At 40.6% G+C, this 24,426-nt stretch carries 17 protein-coding genes, 8 tRNA genes, 3 rRNA genes and 1 pseudogene; 27 read left to right on the forward strand and 2 right to left on the reverse strand.

The window, feature by feature from the left end; translation table 11 throughout:
• Positions 1-131 precede the first annotated feature (131 nt).
• The 4 genes and pseudogenes from proC (at position 132) to MKX67_RS01025 (ending at position 3,481) form a co-directional block, all read left to right on the forward strand.
• Positions 132-927 (forward strand): annotated as a pseudogene (gene proC / locus MKX67_RS01010) (pyrroline-5-carboxylate reductase).
• 90 nt (positions 928-1,017) lie between these two features.
• Complete coding sequence (locus MKX67_RS01015) at positions 1,018-1,461, forward strand: DUF2521 family protein (RefSeq protein ID WP_322910585.1); 444 nt, start codon at positions 1,018-1,020, stop codon at positions 1,459-1,461.
• Positions 1,462-1,525: 64 nt separating this feature from the next.
• Positions 1,526-2,245, forward strand: coding sequence for an N-acetylmuramoyl-L-alanine amidase CwlD (cwlD, locus tag MKX67_RS01020; protein ID WP_095371080.1), 720 nt, complete (start codon positions 1,526-1,528; stop codon positions 2,243-2,245).
• A gap of 186 nt (positions 2,246-2,431) precedes the next feature.
• Positions 2,432-3,481, forward strand: a complete 1,050-nt coding sequence (locus tag MKX67_RS01025) for an Mrp/NBP35 family ATP-binding protein (protein ID WP_095371079.1) — start codon at positions 2,432-2,434, stop codon at positions 3,479-3,481.
• A gap of 44 nt (positions 3,482-3,525) precedes the next feature.
• Here the strand turns inward: MKX67_RS01025 and gerD are convergent, their stop codons facing one another.
• Positions 3,526-4,179 carry a spore germination lipoprotein GerD gene (gerD, locus tag MKX67_RS01030; protein WP_307316849.1) on the reverse strand — a complete coding sequence of 218 codons (654 nt, stop codon included), beginning with the start codon at positions 4,177-4,179 and terminating at the stop codon, positions 3,526-3,528.
• A gap of 148 nt (positions 4,180-4,327) precedes the next feature.
• On the opposite strand from gerD, the gene MKX67_RS01035 reads away from it, so the two are divergent.
• Entirely contained in the window at positions 4,328-4,969 is a 642-nt protein-coding gene (locus tag MKX67_RS01035) for a KinB-signaling pathway activation protein (RefSeq protein ID WP_095371077.1), read from the forward strand.
• A 19-nt stretch (positions 4,970-4,988) separates the two neighbouring features.
• Here MKX67_RS01035 and pdaB read toward each other — a convergent pair whose 3' ends face one another.
• Positions 4,989-5,741 carry a polysaccharide deacetylase family sporulation protein PdaB gene (gene pdaB, locus MKX67_RS01040; protein ID WP_322910584.1) on the reverse strand — a complete coding sequence of 251 codons (753 nt, stop codon included), beginning with the start codon at positions 5,739-5,741 and terminating at the stop codon, positions 4,989-4,991.
• Positions 5,742-5,879: 138 nt separating this feature from the next.
• Here pdaB and MKX67_RS01045 point away from each other — a divergent pair, with 138 nt between their 5' ends.
• From MKX67_RS01045 to MKX67_RS01150, 22 genes are all read left to right on the forward strand, one after another.
• Entirely contained in the window at positions 5,880-6,119 is a 240-nt protein-coding gene (locus MKX67_RS01045; protein WP_095371075.1) for a hypothetical protein, read from the forward strand.
• A gap of 253 nt (positions 6,120-6,372) precedes the next feature.
• A 16S ribosomal RNA gene (locus tag MKX67_RS01050) occupies positions 6,373-7,921 on the forward strand.
• A 325-nt stretch (positions 7,922-8,246) separates the two neighbouring features.
• Positions 8,247-11,179 (forward strand): 23S ribosomal RNA (locus MKX67_RS01055).
• Positions 11,180-11,412: 233 nt separating this feature from the next.
• A 5S ribosomal RNA gene (gene rrf / locus MKX67_RS01060) occupies positions 11,413-11,529 on the forward strand.
• Together the 16S, 23S and 5S rRNA genes with 8 tRNA genes alongside form the textbook arrangement of a ribosomal RNA operon.
• A gap of 19 nt (positions 11,530-11,548) precedes the next feature.
• Positions 11,549-11,623 (forward strand) — tRNA-Asn (locus MKX67_RS01065).
• A gap of 31 nt (positions 11,624-11,654) precedes the next feature.
• A tRNA-Thr gene (locus tag MKX67_RS01070) sits at positions 11,655-11,727 on the forward strand.
• Between the two features lie 24 nt (positions 11,728-11,751).
• Positions 11,752-11,826, forward strand: a tRNA-Glu gene (locus tag MKX67_RS01075).
• A 4-nt stretch (positions 11,827-11,830) separates the two neighbouring features.
• Positions 11,831-11,906: transfer RNA gene (locus MKX67_RS01080), tRNA-Val, on the forward strand.
• Between the two features lie 20 nt (positions 11,907-11,926).
• A tRNA-Thr gene (locus MKX67_RS01085) sits at positions 11,927-12,002 on the forward strand.
• An 18-nt stretch (positions 12,003-12,020) separates the two neighbouring features.
• Positions 12,021-12,104, forward strand: a tRNA-Tyr gene (locus tag MKX67_RS01090).
• Between the two features lie 79 nt (positions 12,105-12,183).
• A tRNA-Gln gene (locus MKX67_RS01095) sits at positions 12,184-12,258 on the forward strand.
• Positions 12,259-12,263: 5 nt separating this feature from the next.
• A tRNA-Lys gene (locus MKX67_RS01100) sits at positions 12,264-12,336 on the forward strand.
• A 379-nt stretch (positions 12,337-12,715) separates the two neighbouring features.
• On the forward strand, positions 12,716-13,612 hold the full coding sequence (gene rocF, locus MKX67_RS01105) for an arginase (protein WP_322910227.1): 897 nt from the start codon (positions 12,716-12,718) through the stop codon (positions 13,610-13,612).
• 510 nt (positions 13,613-14,122) lie between these two features.
• Positions 14,123-14,686, forward strand: coding sequence for an RNA polymerase sigma factor SigW (gene sigW, locus MKX67_RS01110; protein WP_095371072.1), 564 nt, complete (start codon positions 14,123-14,125; stop codon positions 14,684-14,686).
• Between the two features lie 13 nt (positions 14,687-14,699).
• Entirely contained in the window at positions 14,700-15,329 is a 630-nt protein-coding gene (locus MKX67_RS01115) for an anti-sigma factor (protein ID WP_095371071.1), read from the forward strand.
• Positions 15,330-15,573: 244 nt separating this feature from the next.
• Positions 15,574-16,416: a diadenylate cyclase CdaA gene (cdaA, locus tag MKX67_RS01120; RefSeq protein WP_095371070.1), complete on the forward strand. Its 843-nt coding sequence runs from the start codon at positions 15,574-15,576 to the stop codon at positions 16,414-16,416.
• Complete coding sequence (locus MKX67_RS01125) at positions 16,409-17,737, forward strand: CdaR family protein (protein ID WP_322910228.1); 1,329 nt, start codon at positions 16,409-16,411, stop codon at positions 17,735-17,737. Before cdaA ends, MKX67_RS01125 begins: the two co-directional genes overlap by 8 nt.
• 36 nt (positions 17,738-17,773) lie before the next feature.
• A complete protein-coding gene (gene glmM / locus MKX67_RS01130; protein ID WP_322910229.1) occupies positions 17,774-19,120 on the forward strand; it encodes a phosphoglucosamine mutase in 1,347 nt (448 codons plus the stop codon).
• 486 nt (positions 19,121-19,606) lie between these two features.
• Positions 19,607-21,406, forward strand: a complete 1,800-nt coding sequence (gene glmS / locus MKX67_RS01135) for a glutamine--fructose-6-phosphate transaminase (isomerizing) (protein WP_307315834.1) — start codon at positions 19,607-19,609, stop codon at positions 21,404-21,406.
• Between the two features lie 683 nt (positions 21,407-22,089).
• Complete coding sequence (locus tag MKX67_RS01140) at positions 22,090-22,944, forward strand: aldo/keto reductase (RefSeq protein ID WP_095371066.1); 855 nt, start codon at positions 22,090-22,092, stop codon at positions 22,942-22,944.
• A 696-nt stretch (positions 22,945-23,640) separates the two neighbouring features.
• Positions 23,641-23,775 carry a hypothetical protein gene (locus tag MKX67_RS01145; RefSeq protein WP_322910230.1) on the forward strand — a complete coding sequence of 45 codons (135 nt, stop codon included), beginning with the start codon at positions 23,641-23,643 and terminating at the stop codon, positions 23,773-23,775.
• Positions 23,776-23,805: 30 nt separating this feature from the next.
• Positions 23,806-24,261, forward strand: a complete 456-nt coding sequence (locus MKX67_RS01150) for a PaaI family thioesterase (protein ID WP_307315815.1) — start codon at positions 23,806-23,808, stop codon at positions 24,259-24,261.
• The last annotated feature ends 165 nt before the right edge of the window (positions 24,262-24,426 follow it).

Here is a 24,426-nt window from a genome sequence, read left to right on the forward strand (position 1 = left end):
CCTTGATTCTAAATAGTGACATGTTAAGATAGATAACGTTGAAAAAAGTACGGAAACGAAGACACAACTTTTAAGGAGTGTTTGTGTAAATGTTAGAGAATAAGACAGTGGCTTTTTTTGGTGCAGGTTCAATGGCGGAATCAATGATTTCAGGAATGATTCATGCGGAGAAGGTACCAGCACAGCAAATTTATGTAACGAATAAATTCAATGGGGATCGGTTGACAGAAATAAAGGAAAGATACGGTGTTCATACGATGCTACAAAAGGATCTACCGTATGAAGAAGTTGATTATTTTATTATGGCAATGAAACCTTATGGCGCAGAAGAAGCCCTTGCCTTCTTAAAAGATAAAATCAGACCTGATCAAGTGGTTGTTTCTGTATTAGCAGGTATTTCTACTTCATATATGGAAGAGAAGCTAAATGATGAGCAGCAAGTTATTCGGGTGATGCCAAATACATCTAGCATGATTCAAGAATCGGCTACAGCGATGACTCTCGGTTCTTATACACAGAAGCGACATGAGAGAGATGTGAAAGATTTACTTGCTTGCATGGGAGAAGTATTTATCATTGAAGAAGAGCAGATGGATGTTTTCACAGGTCTTGCAGGAAGTGGCCCTGCCTACTTCTACTATCTAATGGAAGAGATGGAGAAGGTGGGTGTAGAACAAGGATTAGAGGCCAAAAAAAGCACGGAAAATTATTGCTCAAACGATATATGGAGCAGCAAAAATGGTTTTAGAAAAAGGCGAAGCACCGATTGTTTTACGTGAGAGAGTGACCTCACCTAATGGTACAACTTATTCGGGTGTCGAAGCACTAAAAGCTCATCACGGCGGAGAAGCTATTTCCGAAGCTGTTCAACATGCTGCTGCACGTTCGAAGGAAATTAGAGAAGAGTTAGAAAAAGTAGCACATTAATATAGTGGAAAAATTGGCAGCGGAAATCACCGCTGCTTTTTGTATGCCTCTATACAGGAAGTTAAAGAATAGAGATAGAGGTGAAAACAAGTGACACTTATTACTACATTTGAAGATAAGCGGCGAGAGAAGCAGTTAAAATATGAAAAATCAGTGCTAAAGGAGATCTCAGTAAAGGATCTGAAAGAACAAGTCAAGCACTTATTCGGTTCATCTCGTTTATTAACAGGTTTAATGAACCATGCGGGAATAGAGGAAGCTTGCTATGATATGGCAATCGAAGCGTATCTTTTAGGCGCACATTATAGTCATTTTGGTACTAGCGGTGAGACGGCTACTACTGTTCAACATAGATGTAAAGGGGAACTTACGCATTTTACGAATACTCTGTATCATTTTTTCTTATATTGGGCGCAAAATGAAGAAGGGGTTTATAGTGAATCCCTATTCTACAGTTGTGAACAGTATATCTATAGTTGGTGGATGGAAGGGTTTGAAAATGGTCGAAAAAGGCATAAATTAAGACTGCATTAAATCGTTCTAATCATTCTCCTTGTCCCATATATATATTTTGAGGACGAGCGGGGAGTGGTAATCGGTGAAGAAGAAATTAAAAGTAATTGGTTTTATAACTGGACTGGCTATTTTATTCTTTATTTTGCAATATGACTTTTCTGAAGATGATTCCTGGAACGCTTGGAATCTTCCTTTATCCGGAAAGGTTATCCTTCTTGACCCTGGTCATGGCGGTCCGGATGGTGGAGCAGATAATGGAAATGTGTTAGAGAAAGATATTGCCCTAGAAGTTTCTTTGAAGCTGCGTGATTACCTTCAAGAACAAGGAGCCGTGGTGATGATGACACGCGAAGATGATAAGGACTTAGCTGCAGAAGATACTAAAGGCTATAGTAGGCGAAAAGTAGAGGATTTGAAAAAGCGCTTAAATATGATTAACCATAGTGATGCTGATTTTTACGTGAGTGTACATTTGAATTCAATCCCTTCTCCTAAATGGAGAGGAGCACAAACCTTTTTTGCTTCTCATATAGATGGAAATGCACGAGCGGCTAAATTTATCCAAGATGAACTCATCGCTAACTTAGAAAATACGACAAGACGGGCGAAGGAATTAGAAAATGTCTATATTCTTGATCATTCAAAAAAACCAGGTGTCCTTGTAGAAGTAGGCTTCCTATCTAATCAGAACGAGCGGACCTTACTACAAAGCGACGATTATCAAAATAAAATAGCAGCCTCCATTTACAATGGCATAATGCGCCATTACTCTAATGAGAAAGAGATTGTGATTGAAGATTAAACGCGGACAAAAGATTTGTTCGTGTTTTTATTTTCTAAAAATCCCTTCGTGGAAAATATAAACATTTATACAAATAGATCTTTAAGATATTTTAGGCATTGTATAAAGACTGATATTCTAATATGTGTTAGAATGACAATTAGAGTTATTCTAATGAAGAAACGATTTTAAAGGGGTGTAGGATAGATGATTAATGAACAAAAAGTAAGAGAAGCCATTGAGGGCTTACAAGAACCTTTTTTACATAAAACACTCGGGGAACTTCAAGCGATTGAAGAGATTAAAGTAAAAGAGGAGAAGGCTCATGTCAGTGTAAAAATATTGATCGCCAAGACTGCAACAGCTGAACAATTGCAATTGCAAACTGAGATTGTGAATCGAATTAAAGCAGCTGGTGCAGAATCCGTGGGTATCCGTTTTAATGAACTACCGGCTGAAACACTAGAAAAACATAGACAAGCAATGCCTGAAGAAGATAAGGGTCTACTATCACCGAATAGTAAAACGAAATTTATTGCTATTGCTAGTGGTAAAGGTGGCGTTGGGAAATCAACAGTATCTGTCAATATGGCTGTCGCTCTTGCTAGGCAAGGAAAGAAAGTCGGTCTAGTAGATGCAGATATTTATGGGTTCAGTGTCCCTGATATGATGGGTATTATGAAGCGTCCTGTAGTAAGAGGTGAGCGCATAATTCCTGTAGAACGTTTTGGTGTTAAGGTTATTTCTATGGGCTTCTTTGTAGAAGATAATGCACCAATTATTTGGAGAGGTCCAATGCTTGGTAAAATGCTCAATAGCTTCTTTAATGAAGTAGAGTGGGGAGATCTTGATTATCTTCTATTAGATTTACCACCAGGAACAGGTGATGTGGCGCTAGATGTTCATACAATGCTTCCATCATGTAAGGAAATCATCGTAACTACTCCTCACCCTACGGCAGCTTTTGTTGCTGCACGTGCTGGTGCGATGGCTATTCGTACTGAACATGAAATCTTAGGCGTAATTGAAAACATGGCTTTCTTTGAAAGTAAAGTTACAGGTGAAAAAGAGTATGTCTTCGGTCATGGTGGCGGAGAAAAACTTGCAGAAGAACTAAGAACAGAGGTAATTGGTCAATTACCACTGCAGCAGCCTGATTGGAGCGAAGAAGATTTCGCACCATCTATTTACGACGCAGATCATCGTTTAGGAAAAATCTATACAGAAATTGCACAACAAGTAATTAAAAAAGCATAATAAGAAAGCATTTGGATGTTAAATCCAAATGCTTTTTTATATTTTTATTCTTCTCCAGAACCTTCTTGGCCGCTTTCTCCTTCACCGCCACCTTCACCACCTTGTTCACCGCCACCACCTTCGCTACTACTGCCGCCACCTTCTTTACCTTCTTTACCTGATTGTGATTCTTCGGCTGCCTTCATAAGAACGTCCTGTAATTTTGCCTTAAAGAGCGGGCTTTCAAAGGTTTCAGTAATGACTGTTTGCAAATGCGCCCTAAATTCTTGACTTTTCATCACTTCTGTTAATTTTTTCTCCATTTCAGGATCCTTTAGAATGTCCATCATCATTTTTTGATAATCTGGATCCTTCATTAAGTCCTTGAGTAACTCCTCATTCTCTGACTTCATGCTTTTAGCCATTGTTTCAGCAAACGCTGGGTCTTCAAATGACTTTTTCCAAAACTCTGTGCCTTTTTCAGATGTCAGTGTACTCTCGATTGTTTCTGTCACCATATTTTGGTCCATTACTAGTTGTTGTTTTATTTTTTCATCAGCCATTAAGTCTTGTAATGCTTGTTTTCCGTCATCCGTTTTTAGTATATCTACAATCATTTTCTTTGTTTGATCATAGTCCATGTGCTCACTACCTGATTGCGAACATGCTGTTAAGGTTAGAATGAGGAGCAATGGAATAATAAAAAGGCTTTTTTTCATGTTAAACTGCCTCCTAAAATAAATATCCCGTACTAATAGAATGAAGAAAATCTGTCAATATTATGCGTAAATTGCGGATTGCCTAGATTTTTCAAGTAAAGATTTGGTACAATCATTAAGTGATAATAACGTTATGGGGGAAAAGGAATTGACTAGCCGTGCTTGGATCAAATTTTTTATAACCACATTACTTGTCGGTGGCGTTGCAACAGGGGTTATTGGTTTTGTCGTGCGTTGGGATGAATTTTCTCATTTATTTACCAATTTTGATGCGTTGGAAATACTATCTGTTCTTTTTTGGTTATTCGGTGTCGGTTTAATTTTTAGTATTATTAGTCAAATGGGATTTTTCGCATATTTAACAGTGCATCGTTTTGGGTTGGGTATTTTTAAGTCTCATCAATTATGGAATGCTGTGCAAATTGTGTTGGTTTTATTTGTGCTATTTGATTTAGTGTACTTCCGTTATAAAGCTTTTGCGGATGCAGGAGATAGTATTCTTCCTTATTTAGGACTTGCAGGTTTTGTTTTAATAGCCGGTGTAGTAATTGCGGCCTTGAAAGTATCCACTACGAATAAACATGCTTTTGTACCAGCGTTGTTTTTTATGGTGGTCGTGACAACGATTGAATGGGTGCCGGTATTAAGAGTAAACGAAGAAAGTTGGTTATGGTTAATGGTTCTACCTTTAATCATTTGTAATGCTTATCAATTACTCGTGTTACCAAAATATAATGCAGAATCTGCCCGTCAAAGAGAAAGATTGGAAGCAAAAAAGTCGTCTGTTTAACCAGGCGACTTTTTGTTGTTTAATTAATTTCTTCTGCCGTTGCATTGGCATTGGCCATCATTTCTGAAATAGTAACTAACTCAATCTGTTCCTTTTTGAACCCATTTATGATAGAAGGCAATGCTTTGGATGTTTGTTTCACTGAATCAGATGCATGCATCAATACGATTTCTCCATTTTCAGCTTCGAGTACTTTTTGAATAATTTTATCTGTACCTGGATTTGTCCAGTCTTTAGAATCTAAACTCCAATGCACAACTGTATAGCCTAATTGTTTTGCTGCTGCTAAGGTCTTTTTGTCAAAGTGACCAGTAGGTGGTCTAACATATTTAATATCCTTAATATTTAACTTAGCAAACGCGGTTTGTGCTCTAGCTAAATCTTGTCTGATTTTATCTTCTTCTAGCTCTGTATAGTCTTCGTAATTATAACCCAGTATACCGATTTCATATCCAGATTTAGCAATACGTTCGACAATATCAGGGTGGCTCTCAGCCCATGAACCTGATAAGAAAAATGTAGCAGAAGTGACTTTTTCTTTCTTTAATAAATCTAAAATAGGCTCCGCCTTTTCATCTCCCCAACCAATATTAAAAGTGAGAGCTACTCCTTTCTCCCCTTTATATAATGCCTTCGGTGCGTCTTTTGTAGAAAAAACAGGTAAATGAATCGTTGTTTCCATAAACATAAACATTGCTGTAAAAAATGCAGCTACCAAAATTAAAGTCATTTGTTTTAATCTCTTTGCATGAAATACATAAAAGAACTTCATTCTTATTCACCTCGTCCCAAATACATCCTTGTCCTATATCTATGCAAAAAAATTAAAAACATGATGAATTTATCATTATAAAATGAGTGGGGATGGGTAATATAGTGATAGCTTGTCAAAGAGAGGGTGGAACAATCGTTGATCGGGTTATTACTAAATGGAAAAGAGCAACAAGAAATTGAATACTTATTAAAGAGAGAGATGGATGAAATATTGTTCGATTTAGAAGATGAGCGAATTGCAGATGTTGTTAAAGTTGCAATGAAAGAGAAGTATGAGATACTTTTAAGCTTATTCAAAAGGGTTGTTCCAGCAGATGAATATGCTCATTATAAATTAAATGAAAAAAAGAATAAAAAAATAAAAAAAAGTCATTGACGTTTTAAAAGATATGGTGTTATTATATTAAAGCAGTCGTTAGTGACATCAACTATTAAAAAAGTTTTTAATAAAAAAACAAAAAAGTTGTTGACAAAAACGAGCTTAAATGTTAAATTAATAAAGTCGCTTCTGAAGCGAACGAGATTGTTCTTTGAAAACTGAACGAACGTAAAACGTCAAGCGTAATTCTGAAAAAAGCTGATTTATCAGCAACAAAGCACCATAGGTGCAAACGAGCTAATCAAACACTTTATTGGAGAGTTTGATCCTGGCTCAGGACGAACGCTGGCGGCGTGCCTAATACATGCAAGTCGAGCGAATCTGAGGGAGCTTGCTCCCAAAGATTAGCGGCGGACGGGTGAGTAACACGTGGGCAACCTGCCTGTAAGACTGGGATAACTCCGGGAAACCGGGGCTAATACCGGATAATATCTATTTATACATATAATTAGATTGAAAGATGGTTCTGCTATCACTTACAGATGGGCCCGCGGCGCATTAGCTAGTTGGTGAGGTAACGGCTCACCAAGGCGACGATGCGTAGCCGACCTGAGAGGGTGATCGGCCACACTGGGACTGAGACACGGCCCAGACTCCTACGGGAGGCAGCAGTAGGGAATCTTCCGCAATGGACGAAAGTCTGACGGAGCAACGCCGCGTGAGTGATGAAGGTTTTCGGATCGTAAAACTCTGTTGTTAGGGAAGAACAAGTATCGGAGTAACTGCCGGTACCTTGACGGTACCTAACCAGAAAGCCACGGCTAACTACGTGCCAGCAGCCGCGGTAATACGTAGGTGGCAAGCGTTGTCCGGAATTATTGGGCGTAAAGCGCGCGCAGGCGGTTCCTTAAGTCTGATGTGAAAGCCCACGGCTCAACCGTGGAGGGTCATTGGAAACTGGGGAACTTGAGTGCAGAAGAGGAAAGTGGAATTCCAAGTGTAGCGGTGAAATGCGTAGAGATTTGGAGGAACACCAGTGGCGAAGGCGACTTTCTGGTCTGTAACTGACGCTGAGGCGCGAAAGCGTGGGGAGCAAACAGGATTAGATACCCTGGTAGTCCACGCCGTAAACGATGAGTGCTAAGTGTTAGAGGGTTTCCGCCCTTTAGTGCTGCAGCAAACGCATTAAGCACTCCGCCTGGGGAGTACGACCGCAAGGTTGAAACTCAAAGGAATTGACGGGGGCCCGCACAAGCGGTGGAGCATGTGGTTTAATTCGAAGCAACGCGAAGAACCTTACCAGGTCTTGACATCCTCTGACAATCCTAGAGATAGGACTTTCCCCTTCGGGGGACAGAGTGACAGGTGGTGCATGGTTGTCGTCAGCTCGTGTCGTGAGATGTTGGGTTAAGTCCCGCAACGAGCGCAACCCTTGATCTTAGTTGCCAGCATTCAGTTGGGCACTCTAAGGTGACTGCCGGTGACAAACCGGAGGAAGGTGGGGATGACGTCAAATCATCATGCCCCTTATGACCTGGGCTACACACGTGCTACAATGGATGGTACAAAGGGCTGCAAGACCGCGAGGTTTAGCCAATCCCATAAAACCATTCTCAGTTCGGATTGTAGGCTGCAACTCGCCTACATGAAGCCGGAATCGCTAGTAATCGCGGATCAGCATGCCGCGGTGAATACGTTCCCGGGCCTTGTACACACCGCCCGTCACACCACGAGAGTTTGTAACACCCGAAGTCGGTGGGGTAACCTTTTGGAGCCAGCCGCCTAAGGTGGGACAGATGATTGGGGTGAAGTCGTAACAAGGTAGCCGTATCGGAAGGTGCGGCTGGATCACCTCCTTTCTAAGGAATATACGGAATTAACTTGATGTTAGACTGTTCGTTCAGTTTTGAGAGTATAATCTCTCAATTCAATCGTTCTTTGAAAACTAGATAATGTAATGAAGAAGATTACCGAGTAATCGCCACCTTAGTTATTTTCTCTCTATTTAATAGTAATAGAGTAAAGATACTAAACTTTTTTAAGAAAACACAACCGTGAGGGTTGTGAGAAGCAAGCAGTTCAAGGAAGCGAGCGAGGAAACACCGGAGTGTGCGTCTTGTGCACATGAGGATGTTGACGAGTGAGCTGACGCCGAAATGCGTAGCTTATCGCAAGCCGAACAATGGTTAAGTTAATAAGGGCGCACGGTGAATGCCTTGGCACTAGGAGCCGATGAAGGACGGGACTAACACCGATATGCTTCGGGGAGCTGTAAGTAAGCTTTGATCCGGAGATTTCCGAATGGGGAAACCCCCTATCCGTTATGGGATAGGATCCATACCTGAATACATAGGGTATGGAAGGCAGACCCGGGGAACTGAAACATCTAAGTACCCGGAGGAAGAGAAAGCAAACGCGATTCCCTGAGTAGCGGCGAGCGAAACGGGATTAGCCCAAACCAAGAGGCTTGCCTCTTGGGGTTGTAGGACATTCTATACGGAGTTACAAAGGAACGAGATAGACGAAGAGGTCTGGAAAGGCCCGCCATAGGAGGTAAAAGCCCTGTAGTTGAAACTTCGTTCCCTCCAGAGTGGATCCTGAGTACGGCGGGACACGAGAAATCCCGTCGGAAGCAGGGAGGACCATCTCCCAAGGCTAAATACTCCCTAGTGACCGATAGTGAACCAGTACCGTGAGGGAAAGGTGAAAAGCACCCCGGAAGGGGAGTGAAAGAGATCCTGAAACCGTGTGCCTACAAGTAGTTAGAGCCCGTTAATGGGTGATAGCGTGCCTTTTGTAGAATGAACCGGCGAGTTACGATTACATGCGAGGTTAAGTTGGACAGACGGAGCCGTAGCGAAAGCGAGTCTGAATAGGGCGAATGAGTATGTGGTCGTAGACCCGAAACCAGGTGATCTACCCATGTCCAGGGTGAAGTCCAGGTAACACTGGATGGAGGCCCGAACCCACGTACGTTGAAAAGTGCGGGGATGAGGTGTGGGTAGCGGAGAAATTCCAATCGAACTTGGAGATAGCTGGTTCTCTCCGAAATAGCTTTAGGGCTAGCCTCATGCGTAAGAATCTTGGAGGTAGAGCACTGTTTGGACTAGGGGCCCTCATCGGGTTACCGAATTCAGACAAACTCCGAATGCCAAAGATTTATCCATGGGAGTCAGACTGCGAGTGATAAGATCCGTAGTCAAGAGGGAAACAGCCCAGACCACCAGCTAAGGTCCCAAAGTATACGTTAAGTGGAAAAGGATGTGGAGTTGCTTAGACAACCAGGATGTTGGCTTAGAAGCAGCCACCATTTAAAGAGTGCGTAATAGCTCACTGGTCGAGTGACTCCGCGCCGAAAATGTACCGGGGCTAAACGTATCACCGAAGCTGTGGATTGAACATCGTTGATGTTCAGTGGTAGGAGAGCGTTCTAAGGGCGTTGAAGCTAGACCGTAAGGACTGGTGGAGCGCTTAGAAGTGAGAATGCCGGTATGAGTAGCGAAAGATGGGTGAGAATCCCATCCACCGAATGCCTAAGGTTTCCTGAGGAAGGCTCGTCCGCTCAGGGTTAGTCGGGACCTAAGCCGAGGCTGAAAAGCGTAGGCGATGGACAACAGGTTGATATTCCTGTACCACCGTATTCTGTTTGAGTGATGGGGGGACGCAGGAGGATAGGGTAAGCGCACTATTGGATGTGCGTCTAAGCAGTTAGAGGGACCATGAGGCAAATCCCATGGTCACATACCTTGAGCTGTGATAGCGAGGGAAATTTAGTACCGAAGTTCTTGATTCCACACTGCCAAGAAAAGCCTCTAGCGAGGAATAAGGTGCCCGTACCGCAAACCGACACAGGTAGGCGAGGAGAGAATCCTAAGGTGAGCGAGAGAACTCTCGTTAAGGAACTCGGCAAAATGACCCCGTAACTTCGGGAGAAGGGGTGCTCATTAGGGTGTTAAAGCCTTGATGAGCCGCAGTGAATAGGCCCAGGCGACTGTTTAGCAAAAACACAGGTCTCTGCGAAGCCGCAAGGCGAAGTATAGGGGCTGACGCCTGCCCGGTGCTGGAAGGTTAAGAGGAGAGGTTAGCTCACGCGAAGCTTTGAATCGAAGCCCCAGTAAACGGCGGCCGTAACTATAACGGTCCTAAGGTAGCGAAATTCCTTGTCGGGTAAGTTCCGACCCGCACGAAAGGCGTAACGATCTGGGCACTGTCTCAACGAGAGACTCGGTGAAATTATAGTACCTGTGAAGATGCAGGTTACCCGCGACAGGACGGAAAGACCCCGTGGAGCTTTACTGTAGCCTGATATTGAATTTTGGTACAGCTTGTACAGGATAGGTAGGAGCCTTAGAAGCCGGAGCGCTAGCTTCGGTGGAGGCGTCGGTGGGATACTACCCTGGCTGTATTGAAATTCTAACCCACATCCCTTATCGGGATGGGAGACAGTGTCAGGTGGGCAGTTTGACTGGGGCGGTCGCCTCCTAAAGAGTAACGGAGGCGCCCAAAGGTTCCCTCAGAATGGTTGGAAATCATTCGTAGAGTGTAAAGGCACAAGGGAGCTTGACTGCGAGACCTACAAGTCGAGCAGGGACGAAAGTCGGGCTTAGTGATCCGGTGGTTCCGCATGGAAGGGCCATCGCTCAACGGATAAAAGCTACCCCGGGGATAACAGGCTTATCTCCCCCAAGAGTCCACATCGACGGGGAGGTTTGGCACCTCGATGTCGGCTCATCGCATCCTGGGGCTGTAGTCGGTCCCAAGGGTTGGGCTGTTCGCCCATTAAAGCGGTACGCGAGCTGGGTTCAGAACGTCGTGAGACAGTTCGGTCCCTATCCGTCGTGGGCGCAGGAAATTTGAGAGGAGCTGTCCTTAGTACGAGAGGACCGGGATGGACGCACCGCTGGTGTACCAGTTGTCTTGCCAAAGGCATCGCTGGGTAGCTATGTGCGGAAGGGATAAGTGCTGAAAGCATCTAAGCATGAAGCCCCCCTCGAGATGAGATTTCCCATAGCGCAAGCTAGTAAGATCCCTGAAAGATGATCAGGTTGATAGGTTAGAGGTGGAAGTGTGGCGACACATGTAGCTGACTAATACTAATCGATCGAGGACTTAACCAAAAACGAAAAGCGAAAGCGCCTTGCACAGGTGCGACAAGCATAAGACAGATTTGACAGGAGGTTGTTCTTTAACCTCATGACAAATTTGACTTATGACCTCGAGCACCTAGGCGCCGCAGCTGGACAGAACTACGTAAGTAGTATCCTACAGCACGCATTCAGGCGATTACTCAATAAATATCTTCTTCAACATTACCTAGTTTTGAGGGAACGATTCCCTTACAATTTCATAGTCCGGTGGCGATAGCGAGAAGGTCACACCCGTTCCCATACCGAACACGGAAGTTAAGCTTCTCAGCGCCGATGGTAGTTAGGGGCTGTCCCCTTGTGAGAGTAGGACGTTGCCGGGCATACATATTAACATATTATTCCGCAGTAGCTCAGTGGTAGAGCATTCGGCTGTTAACCGAACGGTCGTAGGTTCGAATCCTACCTGCGGAGCCATTTTAAACAAAATCAAAGATATTTAGCTGATGCTTCCATAGCTCAGCAGGTAGAGCACTTCCATGGTAAGGAAGAGGTCACCGGTTCGAGCCCGGTTGGAAGCTCTGGTAAGAACTTTAAATATTTTTGGCCCCTTGGTCAAGCGGTTAAGACACCGCCCTTTCACGGCGGTAACACGGGTTCGAATCCCGTAGGGGTCACCATTTTGGAGGATTAGCTCAGCTGGGAGAGCATCTGCCTTACAAGCAGAGGGTCGGCGGTTCGATCCCGTCATCCTCCACCATTTCAATTTACTATAGATGGGCCGGCCTAGCTCAATTGGTAGAGCAACTGACTTGTAATCAGTAGGTTGGGGGTTCAAGTCCTCTGGCCGGCACCATTTTAATATATTTATGTCGGAGGGGTAGCGAAGTGGCTAAACGCGGCGGACTGTAAATCCGCTCCTTCGGGTTCGGCAGTTCGAATCTGCCCCCCTCCACCATTTCAATTTTATTTGAATGAAAATCCAAAAAGCGGACATAATATAATTAGTCCTTTTTATTTTGTTTTTTTACATACGATGGGCTATAGCCAAGCGGTAAGGCAACGGATTTTGATTCCGTCATTCGCAGGTTCGATCCCTGCTAGCCCAGCCATTTTCGAGCCATTAGCTCAGTTGGTAGAGCATCTGACTTTTAATCAGAGGGTCGAAGGTTCGAGTCCTTCATGGCTCACTTAATCCTTAAACATTTTATGTTTAAGGATTTTTATTTGTTATCTTGTATTTTTCCCATGAGATTAAACATAAGGAAATTACCCACATACTTCTTGTATGAGATATCACAGGGCCTTTCTTTGTACAATCCTTTAAGCTGACTTAACTAAGTAAGCAGAGGAAGCGCATCTATTTTTGGTGATTTGTAATTCAATCTGTGTTTAGAAATATATCATTTTCCGTTTGTGTTCTGCTATCCTGCCCACAGTAATTGACCCAGAGCAATAATAAATGCCCTTTTTTTGTATAGATATACAAAATTTTGCACAGTTGAACCATTAGAATGTAACCGTTTACAATAGAGAGAGAATTCATTCTTTAGTAGGGGGAGCAACTAAATGAAAAACATTTCAATTATTGGTATGCCGATGGACTTGGGACAATTAAGAAGAGGGGTAGACATGGGGCCAAGTGCCATCCGATATGCGGGCATTGAAAATAGATTACAAGAACTTAATCACCAAGTTGATGATTTAGGTGATATTGAAATAGGTAGGTCGACTGAACAAATAGATAAGGAAACAGGTTTAAGAAACTTGGACTTAATTGCAGAAAAGACTAAAATCTTAGCAGATCAAGTTGATGGGGTAGTAAAAAAAGGAGCATTTCCTCTTGTTTTAGGAGGGGATCATAGTATCGCTATTGGTACGTTAGCTGGTTTATTACAGCATTATCATAACTTAGGTGTGATTTGGTACGATGCACACGGGGACTTAAATACAGCAGAAACTTCGCCATCCGGTAATATTCATGGGATGTCCTTAGCAGTCGCTCTAGGATTTGGGCATCCATTGTTATTAGAGGTAGGAGGAGTCCATAAGAAGTTGAAGCCTGAAAATGTTGTGATTATAGGAGCAAGGTCTTTAGACCAAGGCGAAAGGGATTTGATTAAAGCCAAGGGAATAAAAGTCTTTACGATGCATGAAATTGATCGCTTAGGGATGCCGAGGGTAATGGAAGAGACGATTAGTTATTTACAAGACCGAACAGATGGTGTTCACCTTTCGTTAGATTTAGATGGTCTTGATCCATCTGATGCACCTGGTGTGGGTACACCAGTTATGGGGGGGATAAGTTATCGAGAGAGCCACCTTGCTATGGAAATACTGGCAGAATCCCAAATGATTACTTCGGCCGAATTTGTTGAGGTTAATCCAATATTAGATGAAAGAAATAAAACAGCTGATGCAGCGGTGGCCTTAATGGGCTCGCTATTCGGTGAAAAATTACTATAAAGTGAAAGAAGCTTGAGTCGATGCTCAAGCTTCTTTTTTTAATGTTAATGTATAGTATCTATTAATTAGGTTGTCCAATTCAATGCTCGCTTTAAGAACTTGGTGGTTTGAAAATGAAGAAATAGAAGCAAGTTCAACCATTTTAGCTCTGTGTATTTCAATATCTTTTAATAGTTCCTCCGTATACATGAGATCATTGTCCTTTCCATTTGAAAATTTTATTCCAGCACGTAGACAATTTTTAAATGTATGGTCTCTTGTTCGTTGGAGCAAAAATATTGAAGGGAAGGTCTTTTTTCCTTCGTCAACACACTGGTTTTAAATCCTTTATACCCAGTATGAAAATTAATTAAACTACTTTAGTTAAAATTTGTTAAAATATTATGTGATAACTCTTATATAACCAAAGTACTTATGGAGGAAAAGGAACCTAATAAAAAATATGTGAAACCTTTTTGCTATCGATTCGTAAATGATTATCGATAAGCCGCATAGAGCGGGGGTAAATAGATGGAATTGTTGGTGAAGAAAAGAATTAAACAAGTATTAAAAGGAGATCAAGATGCTTACGCTGAAATAGTAGAAATATACAAAGACAGAGTATATCATATCTGTTATCGAATGTTGGGTAATCAACATGAGTCTGAAGATATTGCACAAGAAGCTTTCTTACGAGCATATGTAAATATACAAAGCTTCAATACGAACTTAAAGTTCTCAACATGGTTATATCGCATTGCAACAAACCTATGTATTGACCGGATCAGGAAGAAAAAGCCTGACTATTATTTGGACGCGGAAGTAGCAGGAACAGACGGTTTAAATATGTACTCACAAATTCCCGCGAGTACGAAACTACCTGAAGAAGATGTAGAAAAAATGGAGTTGCAGGAAACCATACAAATGGAAATTTCGAAGCTACCGGAAAAATATCGATCGGTCATCGTGCTTAAGTACATTGAAGAACTATCCTTGAATGAAATCAGTGAGACCTTAGATCTACCATTAGGCACTGTGAAAACGAGGATTCATAGGGGAAGAGAAGCTTTAAGAAAGCAATTACGCTACGTATAAGAAGGTGATTTCAGTGAAATGTAATGAAGAAATTATTGAATATATGCATGAATATTTAGATGAAGAAATAACAGATGAGCATAAACAATTACTCAAAACACATATAGAGCAATGTGAAGAATGCCGCATGCATTTTCATGAACTAAAGCGAGCGATTGCCTTTGTCCAGAGTACGTCACATTTCCAAGCGCCTGCAGGTTTTACTGAGAATGTGATGGCAAGACTGCCTAAAGAAAAGAAAAAAGTAGGTGCACAAAGGTGGCTCAGGAAGCACCCAATGCTTGCTGCAGCATCACTCTTTCTTATCTTAATGTCTGGAAGTGTTCTATCTGCCTGGAATCAAGAAAGTGCATTGTCTGTTTCCAAGCAATCTAATCTAGTGATTGAGAACGATACGGTCATTGTCCCAGAAGGAGAAGTGGTCAAGGGAGATGTTGTTGTTAAGAATGGAAACTTGCAAATAAATGGTGAAGTCGAAGGGGATGCAACGGTCATTAATGGTGAGCAATATTTAGCCTCGGCTGGTAACGTCACAGGAGAAATAAAAGAAGTAGACCAGCTTTTTGAATGGTTATGGTATCACATTAAAAATACAAGTAAAAGTTTAATCTCGACTGTTACACAAGAGGATGAAAAAGAGTAAGGGAAAATAGGTCACTGCTATAATGCGGTGGCTTTTTCCTTTGTTCAAAGAAGTGTAAATATGTAATTATTTGTTAATAAATCGCTTAATCTTTGCATATGTAGTAATAAAAATGTAGGATATATTTTAATAACGTTCACGATTGTATACATAACTAGAAAATTGGATTTCATTAGAAATATGGTATAATAAGTAGGTTAAACGACTATTTTAATGGTGGAAATAAATACTTGGAGGAAGGAAAATGTCGCTTTTAGATTTATCTTTCACAGATTTACCTTTATTAAGGCTTTTAGCGAATACAGTAGACATTCTCCTTGTCTGGTTCGTTATATATAAATTAATTATGATTGTTAAAGGGACGAAAGCCGTCCAATTAGTCAAAGGGATATTTATTATTCTGATTGTAAAGGTTTTAAGTGATATCCTTCATTTGCAAACTTTAGGATGGATGATGGAACAAGTTCTCTTATGGGGGGTACTAGCCATTATTATTATCTTCCAACCAGAGTTGCGTCGTGCACTAGAGCAGCTTGGTAGGGGTAAATTCTTCGTTAGAAGTGGTAACCAAGAAGAGATGGATCAAGATCAATTAGTTACTGCAATTGTAAAGTCTGTTGATTACATGGCTAAGCGGAGAATTGGTGCGCTAATTTCGATTGAACGTGAAACTGGTATGGGTGACTATATTGAAACTGGTATTCCATTGCATTCCAAAATATCATCAGAATTACTTATTAATATCTTTATTCCCAATACACCATTACATGATGGCGCCGTTATTATACAGAAAAGTCAAATTGCAGCTGCTGCATGTTACTTGCCTTTATCAGAAAGTCCTTTTATCTCTAAAGAGTTAGGTACTAGACATAGAGCAGCGATGGGAATTAGTGAAGTAACAGATAGTATCACCATTATTGTGTCTGAAGAGACAGGTGGAATATCTGTAGCGAAAAATGGTGAACTTACACGCGATTTGAAACTCGATCAGCTCAAAGAACTTTTAAATGAGAAGCTTATTCACTCAGCTAAATCAAAACAATCTTCTTCCACTCTTTGGAACTGGAGGGGAAAGAAAAATGGATAAATATATTGATAAGCTCATTGATACCAGATGGTTTATGAAGGTAGTGGCTTTATTAATTGCTCTGCTCCTGTTTGATTCGGTTTATGATACGAATAACGATAATAGAAGTATCAATGTACCTGGAGATGATGGCTCAGCTGTCATTGAAAATGTTCCGCTCACAGCTTACTATGATACAGATAATCTTGTCGTTTCCGGACTTCCAGAAACAGTGGCTGTTACTTTAGATGGCCCAAGGAGCCATTTGGAAAATGCGAAGGCACAGCGGAACTTTGAAGTGTTTGTGGACTTATCAGATGCAGAAATTGGTCGACAAGAAGTAGAGGTAGGGATTAAAGATCTATCCGATAAGCTTGAATATATAATTGACCCTTCTACTGTAGATGTAACAATTGATGAAAAAGTAACTGAAGAGTTCAATGTGGAAGCAGAATTTAACAATAGTTTACTTGAAGAAGGTTACAAGGCCGAAGCAGCACTTGCTGAACCTAGTACAGTCAAAATAACAGGTGCCAAAAATGTGATTGAATCGATTGCTTATGTCAAAGCAACTGTTAATACAAAAGGTTCTATAACGGAATCATTTACAGAAACAGCCGCGATTAATGTGCTCGATCGTAATATGAATAAATTAGATGTAGATGTAAATCCAGGTGAGGTGGAGGTTTCGGTCGATGTGAAGCGTTTAAGTAAGACGGTGCCCATCGATATTGTTGAAACCGGGAGCCTTCCTTCGGGAGTTGAGTTAGACTCTCTTAAACTCAGCCAAACAGAAGCAACCATTTTTGCTCCAGAAAATGTTCTAAATGATGTAAAAACGGTTAGGGTTGAGGTCGATTTAAGCAAACTCGATAAAGATCAGGAAATAAAATTACCTGTGATCATCTCTGACGGAATTACTAGTGTTGATCCTAAAGAAGTGACGGTTAATGCCAATGTGACTGTTAAGGAACAAGAAGCACCAGAAGATAGCAGCAGTGAGGAAGAAGAATCACAAGTACAAGAACAAGAGCAGGAACAAGCCGCAAATGAACAAACAGTGAATCGAACCTATTCAGGCATGCCGATAACAATCACAGGATTAGACGACCAATATGATGTGACATTTCAAAGCCCTGATGAAGGTGAGACAAGCTTGAAGGTTTCTGGTAATGAAAAGGATATGAATAGTTTAAGTAAAGGTGATTTTACCCTATCTATAGATGTATCTGGCCTTGATCCTGGAGAACATGAGGTGAATATTCAATTAGACGCACCTCTTGGTGTTGAGTCCCAACTTGAGAGTGAGACGGCAACAATCAATATTACAGAAAAAGAATAGATGGAACAGCAGAGGAAAGTGAAGGAGCGATTAATAATGGGAAAATATTTTGGTACGGATGGCGTTCGCGGAGTGGCAAATAGTGAGTTAACGCCAGAGTTAGCCTTTAAACTAGGTAGATTTGGTGGATATGTATTAACAAAAGATCAAGAACGCCCAAAAGTTTTAATTGGGAGAGATACAAGAATCTCAGGACATATGCTTGAGAATGCACTGGTAGCAGGCCTTCTTTCTATCGGCGCAGAAGTGATGCGACTCGGCGTTATTTCTACTCCAGGTGTTGCCTATTTAACGAAAGCATTAGATGCAGAGGCGGGCGTAATGATATCTGCTTCCCATAATCCTGTTGCGGATAATGGAATTAAGTTTTTTGGTCCAGATGGCTTCAAGCTTTCAGATGCACAGGAAAATGAAATCGAAGAACTAATGGACAAGGAGAATGATTCCCTACCACGACCAGTTGGTGGTGATCTTGGACAAGTGAATGATTACTTCGAAGGCGGACAGAAATATCTGCAATACTTAAAGCAATCTGTTGATGATGATTTTTCTGGCATTCATATCGCTTTAGATTGTGCACATGGAGCGACTTCATTCTTAGCAAATCATTTATTTGCTGACTTGGATGCCGATTTATCGATGATGGGTGCTTCACCCAATGGGTTAAATATTAATGAGGAAGTGGGCTCTACACATCCAGAAGCCTTAGCTGCTTTTGTGAAAGAAAGAGGAGCGGATGTAGGGCTTGCCTTTGATGGTGATGGCGATCGGTTGATAGCTATCGATGAAAAAGGGCAAGTGGTAGATGGTGACCAAATCATGTTCATTTGTGCGAAGTACTTGAAAGAACAAGGTAGACTTAAAGAGGATACCGTTGTTTCTACAGTAATGAGCAACCTTGGTTTCTATAAGGGATTAGAAGCAAATGAGATGAAAAGTGTGCAAACGGCAGTCGGTGACCGCTATGTTGTAGAGGAAATGAAGAAGAGTGGTTATAGTTTAGGTGGCGAACAATCAGGCCATATTATCTTCCTTGATCATATCACGACAGGTGACGGGCTCCTTTCTGGTTTACAACTAGTGAACATTATGAAGGTGACAAACAAATCACTTTCAGAGCTTGCGAAAGAAATGCAGAAGTTCCCACAAAAGCTCGTTAATATTAAAGTAACGGATAAACACCATGTAACAGATAATGAAAAGGTTAAAGCTGTTATTAGTGAAGTTGAAAAAGAAATGAATGGTGAAGGACGTATTCTTGTCCGTCCTTCAGGAACTGAACCGCTTGTTCGCGTCATGGCAGAAGCAGCTACAGAAGAGGCTTGTGAAGCATATGTAAACCGTATTGCTGCTGTTGTAGAAGAAGAAATGGGACTAAAATAAGCGTGTAATATTGATGCATAAGGGAACGCTTCTGTTTTCTTATGCATATTTTATTTATGTATGAAAAAAGCATGGAGAACTTCCACTTATAGTAAAAAATACCTATTAATTGATGGTTATTCGTTGACTTTCATAAGCGTATCGGTTATGCTTATCATGTTTTTGTATATAAAAAAGAAAGGTGGTTTAGAAGCACAATTTCATAATTAAAGCGCCCGGGCTAATCTTTGAACGGATATGGAAGGTTAGTTGACGAGGAGGAGGTTTATCGAAGCATCGGCGGGTACCTCCCGGTTGAAAAGCACAACCGTAATCATGTCTTTAAATCATTAGGGTAACCTAATGGACAAAGAGAGATGAATGCCATAAATATAGAACGTAAAGGCATCTATGTCATGCCTTGCTTTCACATTGAAAAAATACGGAGATAAGGGGCAAGTACGCCCTTAAAGGCTTCTTGCCCCTTCTACATTAGGAGGAAGAAGTATGTGCGGTATTGTTGGATATATTGGTAATCAAGATTCAAAGGAAATTTTATTAAAAGGCTTAGAAAAGCTAGAATATAGAGGCTATGATTCTGCAGGTATTGCGGTAGTCAATGAAGCTGGCGTGCAAGTTTTTAAAGAAAAAGGCAGAATTGCTGACCTTCGTGCGATTGTAGACGAAAAGGTTTTAGCGAATACAGGAATCGGTCATACACGTTGGGCAACACATGGTGTACCTAGTCAAGAAAATGCACACCCTCATCAAAGTAATTCAGGTCGTTACACACTTGTTCATAACGGTGTGATTGAAAACTATGAACAGATGAAACGTGAATTCTTACAAGGTGTGGAGCTGAAAAGTGAAACAGACACCGAAGTTATCGTACAAATGATTGATCAATTTGCTAAAGAGCTTAGCACTGAAGAAGCTTTTCGCAAAACTTTGCAACAGCTTAAAGGCTCTTACGCTCTTGCGCTTGTAGATAATGAAGACAAGAGCACAATCTATGTCGCGAAGAACAAAAGTCCATTATTAGTTGGTTTAGGAGAGGCATTCAATGTCGTGGCTTCTGATGCGATGGCAATGATTCAAATCACAGATCAATATGTAGAACTCATGGACAAAGAAATGGTAATGGTGACAAAAGACGGTGTAACGATTAAGAACCTTAAAGGGGAAACAATCGAACGTGCACCTTACACAGCAGAACTTGATGCAAGCGATATTGAAAAAGGAACATACCCTCACTACATGCTAAAAGAAATCGATGAGCAACCACTTGTTCTTCGTAAAATCATTCAGAAATACCAGAATGACCAAGGAGAGCTAGCGATTGATGGAGAGATTCTGGATGCAATGAACAGTGCTGATCGTATCTACATTATCGCTGCCGGTACGTCTTACCATGCTGGATTAGTCGGTAAGCAATATATTGAAAAAGTAGCGAAAGTCCCTGTTGAAGTGCATATCTCAAGTGAATTTGTTTATAACACACCGTTGCTATCAGAAAAACCGTTATTCATCTTTATTTCACAAAGTGGTGAAACAGCTGATAGCCGTGCAGTATTAGTTAGTGTGAAAGAAATGGGACACCCAGCATTAACGATTACAAATGTCCCTGGCTCAACCTTATCCCGTGAAGCAGACTACACGCTCTTGTTACATGCTGGACCAGAAATTGCTGTCGCTTCTACAAAGGCATACACTGCCCAAGTAGCGGTATTAGCAATCTTAGCAGAGGTCACAGCGATTGCTAAAGGACGTGAATTAGAATTTAACCTTGTCCAAGAATTAGGTATTGTTGCAAATGCGATGGAAACACTATGTGACTCAAAAGAAACTTTCGAAGACATCTCACGTAGCTTCCTATCAACAACAAGAAATGCCTTCTTCATCGGCCGAAGTATTGACTACTACGTAGGCCTTGAAGGCGCATTAAAACTAAAAGAAATCTCTTATATCCAAGCAGAAGGTTTTGCTGGAGGAGAACTCAAACATGGTACCATTGCTCTGATCGAAGACGGTACACCAATCATCGCCCTGGCAACACAAGAAGGCGTTAACCTAAGCATCCGCGGCAACGTTAAAGAAGTCGTCGCACGTGGAGCTAACCCATGCATCATCTCAATGAAAGGCCTAGACCAAGACGGTGACACATTCGTCCTACCAGAAGTACACGAAATGCTCTCACCACTTGTTTCGGTTATTCCATTGCAGTTGATTTCTTATTACGCTGCTCTGCACCGTGACTGTGATGTAGATAAACCAAGGAACTTGGCTAAGTCGGTTACTGTTGAATAAGGGGATTTTGTTGGATTTTAGAATTTGTCCGCCCTGTAACTCTCTTGGTTCTCACGTAACTTTGTTCTTCTCATGGAACTAAGGTGGTATCCTAACGGTAAATGAGTCGGGGAAAGAGCGGGGAAAACACGAATAGATAGACATTCATTTAAGGTTATTCAAAATCTCAATACAAATCCGGGCTGGATCCAATAGGGTTCAGTCCTTTTCTTTGACCAATATTCCCCCAAAAACCCTGTCTGATAAAAAAGTTATAGTGTGTTCGTTTATTTGTCATATTGTTTCTATACTCTTCGTAAGAAACGGGATAGAAGAATAAGAGTGTTGGGAAAGGTATTTTTTATTCTCATTGCTTATGTCTAATTCTGTCTCCATTCAGAGGGACATCTATTTTATATTGTCAAAATATTATATACAATACAGAACGTAAAAAGAGGTCGATAGTGGCCTTTTGGGGAATAGCTTAATAACATTGCCTTCAGGCGTAAATGAGCGGGTGGAACGTTGGGGGAGAAAGGATAGAGGGGATTTGGTGAGAAACCAAGAAAGTCACAAAGGTATAGCAATCAATTCAGGTTGGTGTAGGATTTTTTTAAATCGGGTATTGTAATTATAGACATCATGGAAATAGTTATTTCCAATCTCAACTTACATTGCAAAATTTTTAAAAAGGAGATGAGGTTTTGACTTTAAATAATAATGGTTTTACTCTAAATGATGGTACAGAACTTCCTTTTGTGGGATTAGGCACGATCGGTATTAATGGGGATCAGGGTACGTTTGAAATTTTAAACGCCTTGAATATAGGATATCGCTTAATCGATACGTCAACAAACTACGACAATGAAGGGATTGTCGGTGAAGCTGTGCGTCGGTCCGCACTGCCCAGAGAGGAAATTTTGATTAGTACGAAATTACCCGGTGCTTACCATGAATATGACAAGGCATTTATCTTTATCCAAGAATCTCTACGCCGCACTGGATTAAAATATTTTGACAAGTATTTAATTCATTGGCCGAACCCTAAGGACGGCAAGTATGTAGAAGCTTGGAAGGCTTTAGTGGATGCTCAAAAACAAGGGTTAATCAGAAACATTGGCGTTTCAAATTTTGAACCAGAACATCTGGACGACATTATCGAAGCAACAGGTGTGACACCTGCTACAAATCAGGTGGAGCGTCATCCGTATTTTAATAATAACCGTATGGTAGAAGAAAATAAAAAACGGGGCATTCTTACTGAATCTTGGAGCCCTTTTGGTAGAGGTTATCTGAATGACGTGCTAAAAAATACCACAATTAAAGAAATTGCGGATAAGTACGATAAAAGCCCGGCGCAGATTATTTTAAATTGGAATTATCAAGCAGACGTATTTTCTATACCAAAATCAAGTAATCCCGTGCATCAAAAAGATAATTTCAATAGTACCAACTTTGAATTAGCACCTGAGGATATTGAAACAATTGATTCATTGGATAAAGGAGAAGCTGGCCGTGTAGAAGGGCAGGACCCAAATGAATATCACGAATATGTATAGGCAGGACAATATATAAACATCGTATAGTATTCGTTCATAAAATAAATATCGTTTTTGATACGATATTCGATTGGAACTATGAATTAGATATTTTTTGAACAATAGATAAAAGGATGGTCTGTTTTAAGCAGATCTTCCTTTTATTTTTTTACAATATATTCCTCATTTCCTTTGCCGGGATGTATTGACCACTATTAATTCTAGCAATTATGATTTTGATTTAACTTCTAAAGTGGAAACAGAAAATTACATTTGAATTTGAACCATTCACTTTAGAAAAAAGCTCGCAAATATGTTTCGTTTTTTCACCTCCCGTTAAAATAATGTTATGCTATAATTAAATGATGAAAAAATTTGATTATAAAAAGTATTCAATATAATTAAATTCATTCCTACTTTTCTTGTTATAACTGGAGAGGGAGTATAATAATTTGTAAATTTTAAATTTACTTAATTATATGTTTTTTTATAGTCTTAACTAGATTGATGTATATCACCATACGAAACTAACGTTTTAAAAACGTTGTATTAATTATAGGGAGGGTGCCTTATGGAAAAAAGAAAAAATTTATTTAGTTGAAGAATATGCAGAAAAGAAGTCTATTATCAATTGATTGAAAAATAAGTTTTAAATCATGTACTTCATAAAATTCTTTATTATCGGCATGTGGTTTGGCTTAAATTGGTATCTTCACAATGAACAACCCGACTATCTTTACTGTCACTCTTCGCTTTACTGGTACTTATTTAGATACAGTGTTGTCTAAAGCGAATATAGGCAAATATTTATTTGCTAAAGTACTATTCAAAAAAACACTGAATATGGCATGAAAAAACTTTAAAAAAAGGGGAATTTAATCCATGACGATTCAATTAAATGATGAGGCTATTCATGATTTGCATTACGATGAAATTAAGCAATTTTTAAAAGACGAACCACTTGCATCCTTTCTCGGCATGAAACTGACAAAACTTGGGCCTGGCACAGCGGAAGCCGAATTAATTCCTGACGAACGCATGCTTAATTCACATGGAATGGTTCATGGGGCCATTATCTTTTCACTTGCAGACTACGTATTCGCAGCTGCAAGCAACTCATATGGCAAAACAGCAGTGGGCGTCACAACCAATGTTAACTTTATATCAGCTGGCAAACGTGGTATGACATTAACTGGATATGCAAAAGAAATAAAGAAAAATCATAAACTTGCTTGGTACAAAATCGATGTCCAAAGTGAGAATGAACTAATTGCAACAATGGAAGCGATGGTATACCGGAAAAGTCAATATTTTATTCAACAGGATAAATTAAGATAAGGTTTTTTACATACCGGACAAATCATTCGATTTGCAGGGGGAGTTCGTAATAGTTGTTAGAATTTAATGAAAGTCCTCCGTTGTCACTTAGGGCAAAGGGTATGCTCTTAAGTTGTACTGATTAACCTAAATTATTTAAGCGTTTTCATTTAGTTATAAAGGAGG

Origin of the sequence: Cytobacillus sp. FSL W7-1323 (genome assembly GCF_038595015.1) — a bacterium.
Taxonomy (GTDB): Bacteria; Bacillota; Bacilli; order Bacillales; family Cytobacillaceae; genus Cytobacillus; species Cytobacillus kochii.

Bases quoted from the DNA above. Each gene is read 5' to 3' on its own strand.
- MKX67_RS01150 (WP_307315815.1), top strand. From the start codon at position 23,806: ATGACGATTCAATTAAATGATGAGGCTATTCATGATTTGCATTACGAT.
- MKX67_RS01025 (WP_095371079.1), top strand. From the start codon at position 2,432: ATGATTAATGAACAAAAAGTAAGAGAAGCCATTGAGGGCTTACAAGAA.
- MKX67_RS01125 (WP_322910228.1), top strand. From the start codon at position 16,409: ATGGATAAATATATTGATAAGCTCATTGATACCAGATGGTTTATGAAG.
- MKX67_RS01145 (WP_322910230.1), top strand. From the start codon at position 23,641: ATGAACAACCCGACTATCTTTACTGTCACTCTTCGCTTTACTGGTACT.
- sigW (WP_095371072.1), top strand. From the start codon at position 14,123: ATGGAATTGTTGGTGAAGAAAAGAATTAAACAAGTATTAAAAGGAGAT.
- pdaB (WP_322910584.1), bottom strand. From the start codon at position 5,741: ATGAAGTTCTTTTATGTATTTCATGCAAAGAGATTAAAACAAATGACT.
- gerD (WP_307316849.1), bottom strand. From the start codon at position 4,179: ATGAAAAAAAGCCTTTTTATTATTCCATTGCTCCTCATTCTAACCTTA.
- glmM (WP_322910229.1), top strand. From the start codon at position 17,774: ATGGGAAAATATTTTGGTACGGATGGCGTTCGCGGAGTGGCAAATAGT.
- cdaA (WP_095371070.1), top strand. From the start codon at position 15,574: ATGTCGCTTTTAGATTTATCTTTCACAGATTTACCTTTATTAAGGCTT.
- rocF (WP_322910227.1), top strand. From the start codon at position 12,716: ATGAAAAACATTTCAATTATTGGTATGCCGATGGACTTGGGACAATTA.
- glmS (WP_307315834.1), top strand. From the start codon at position 19,607: ATGTGCGGTATTGTTGGATATATTGGTAATCAAGATTCAAAGGAAATT.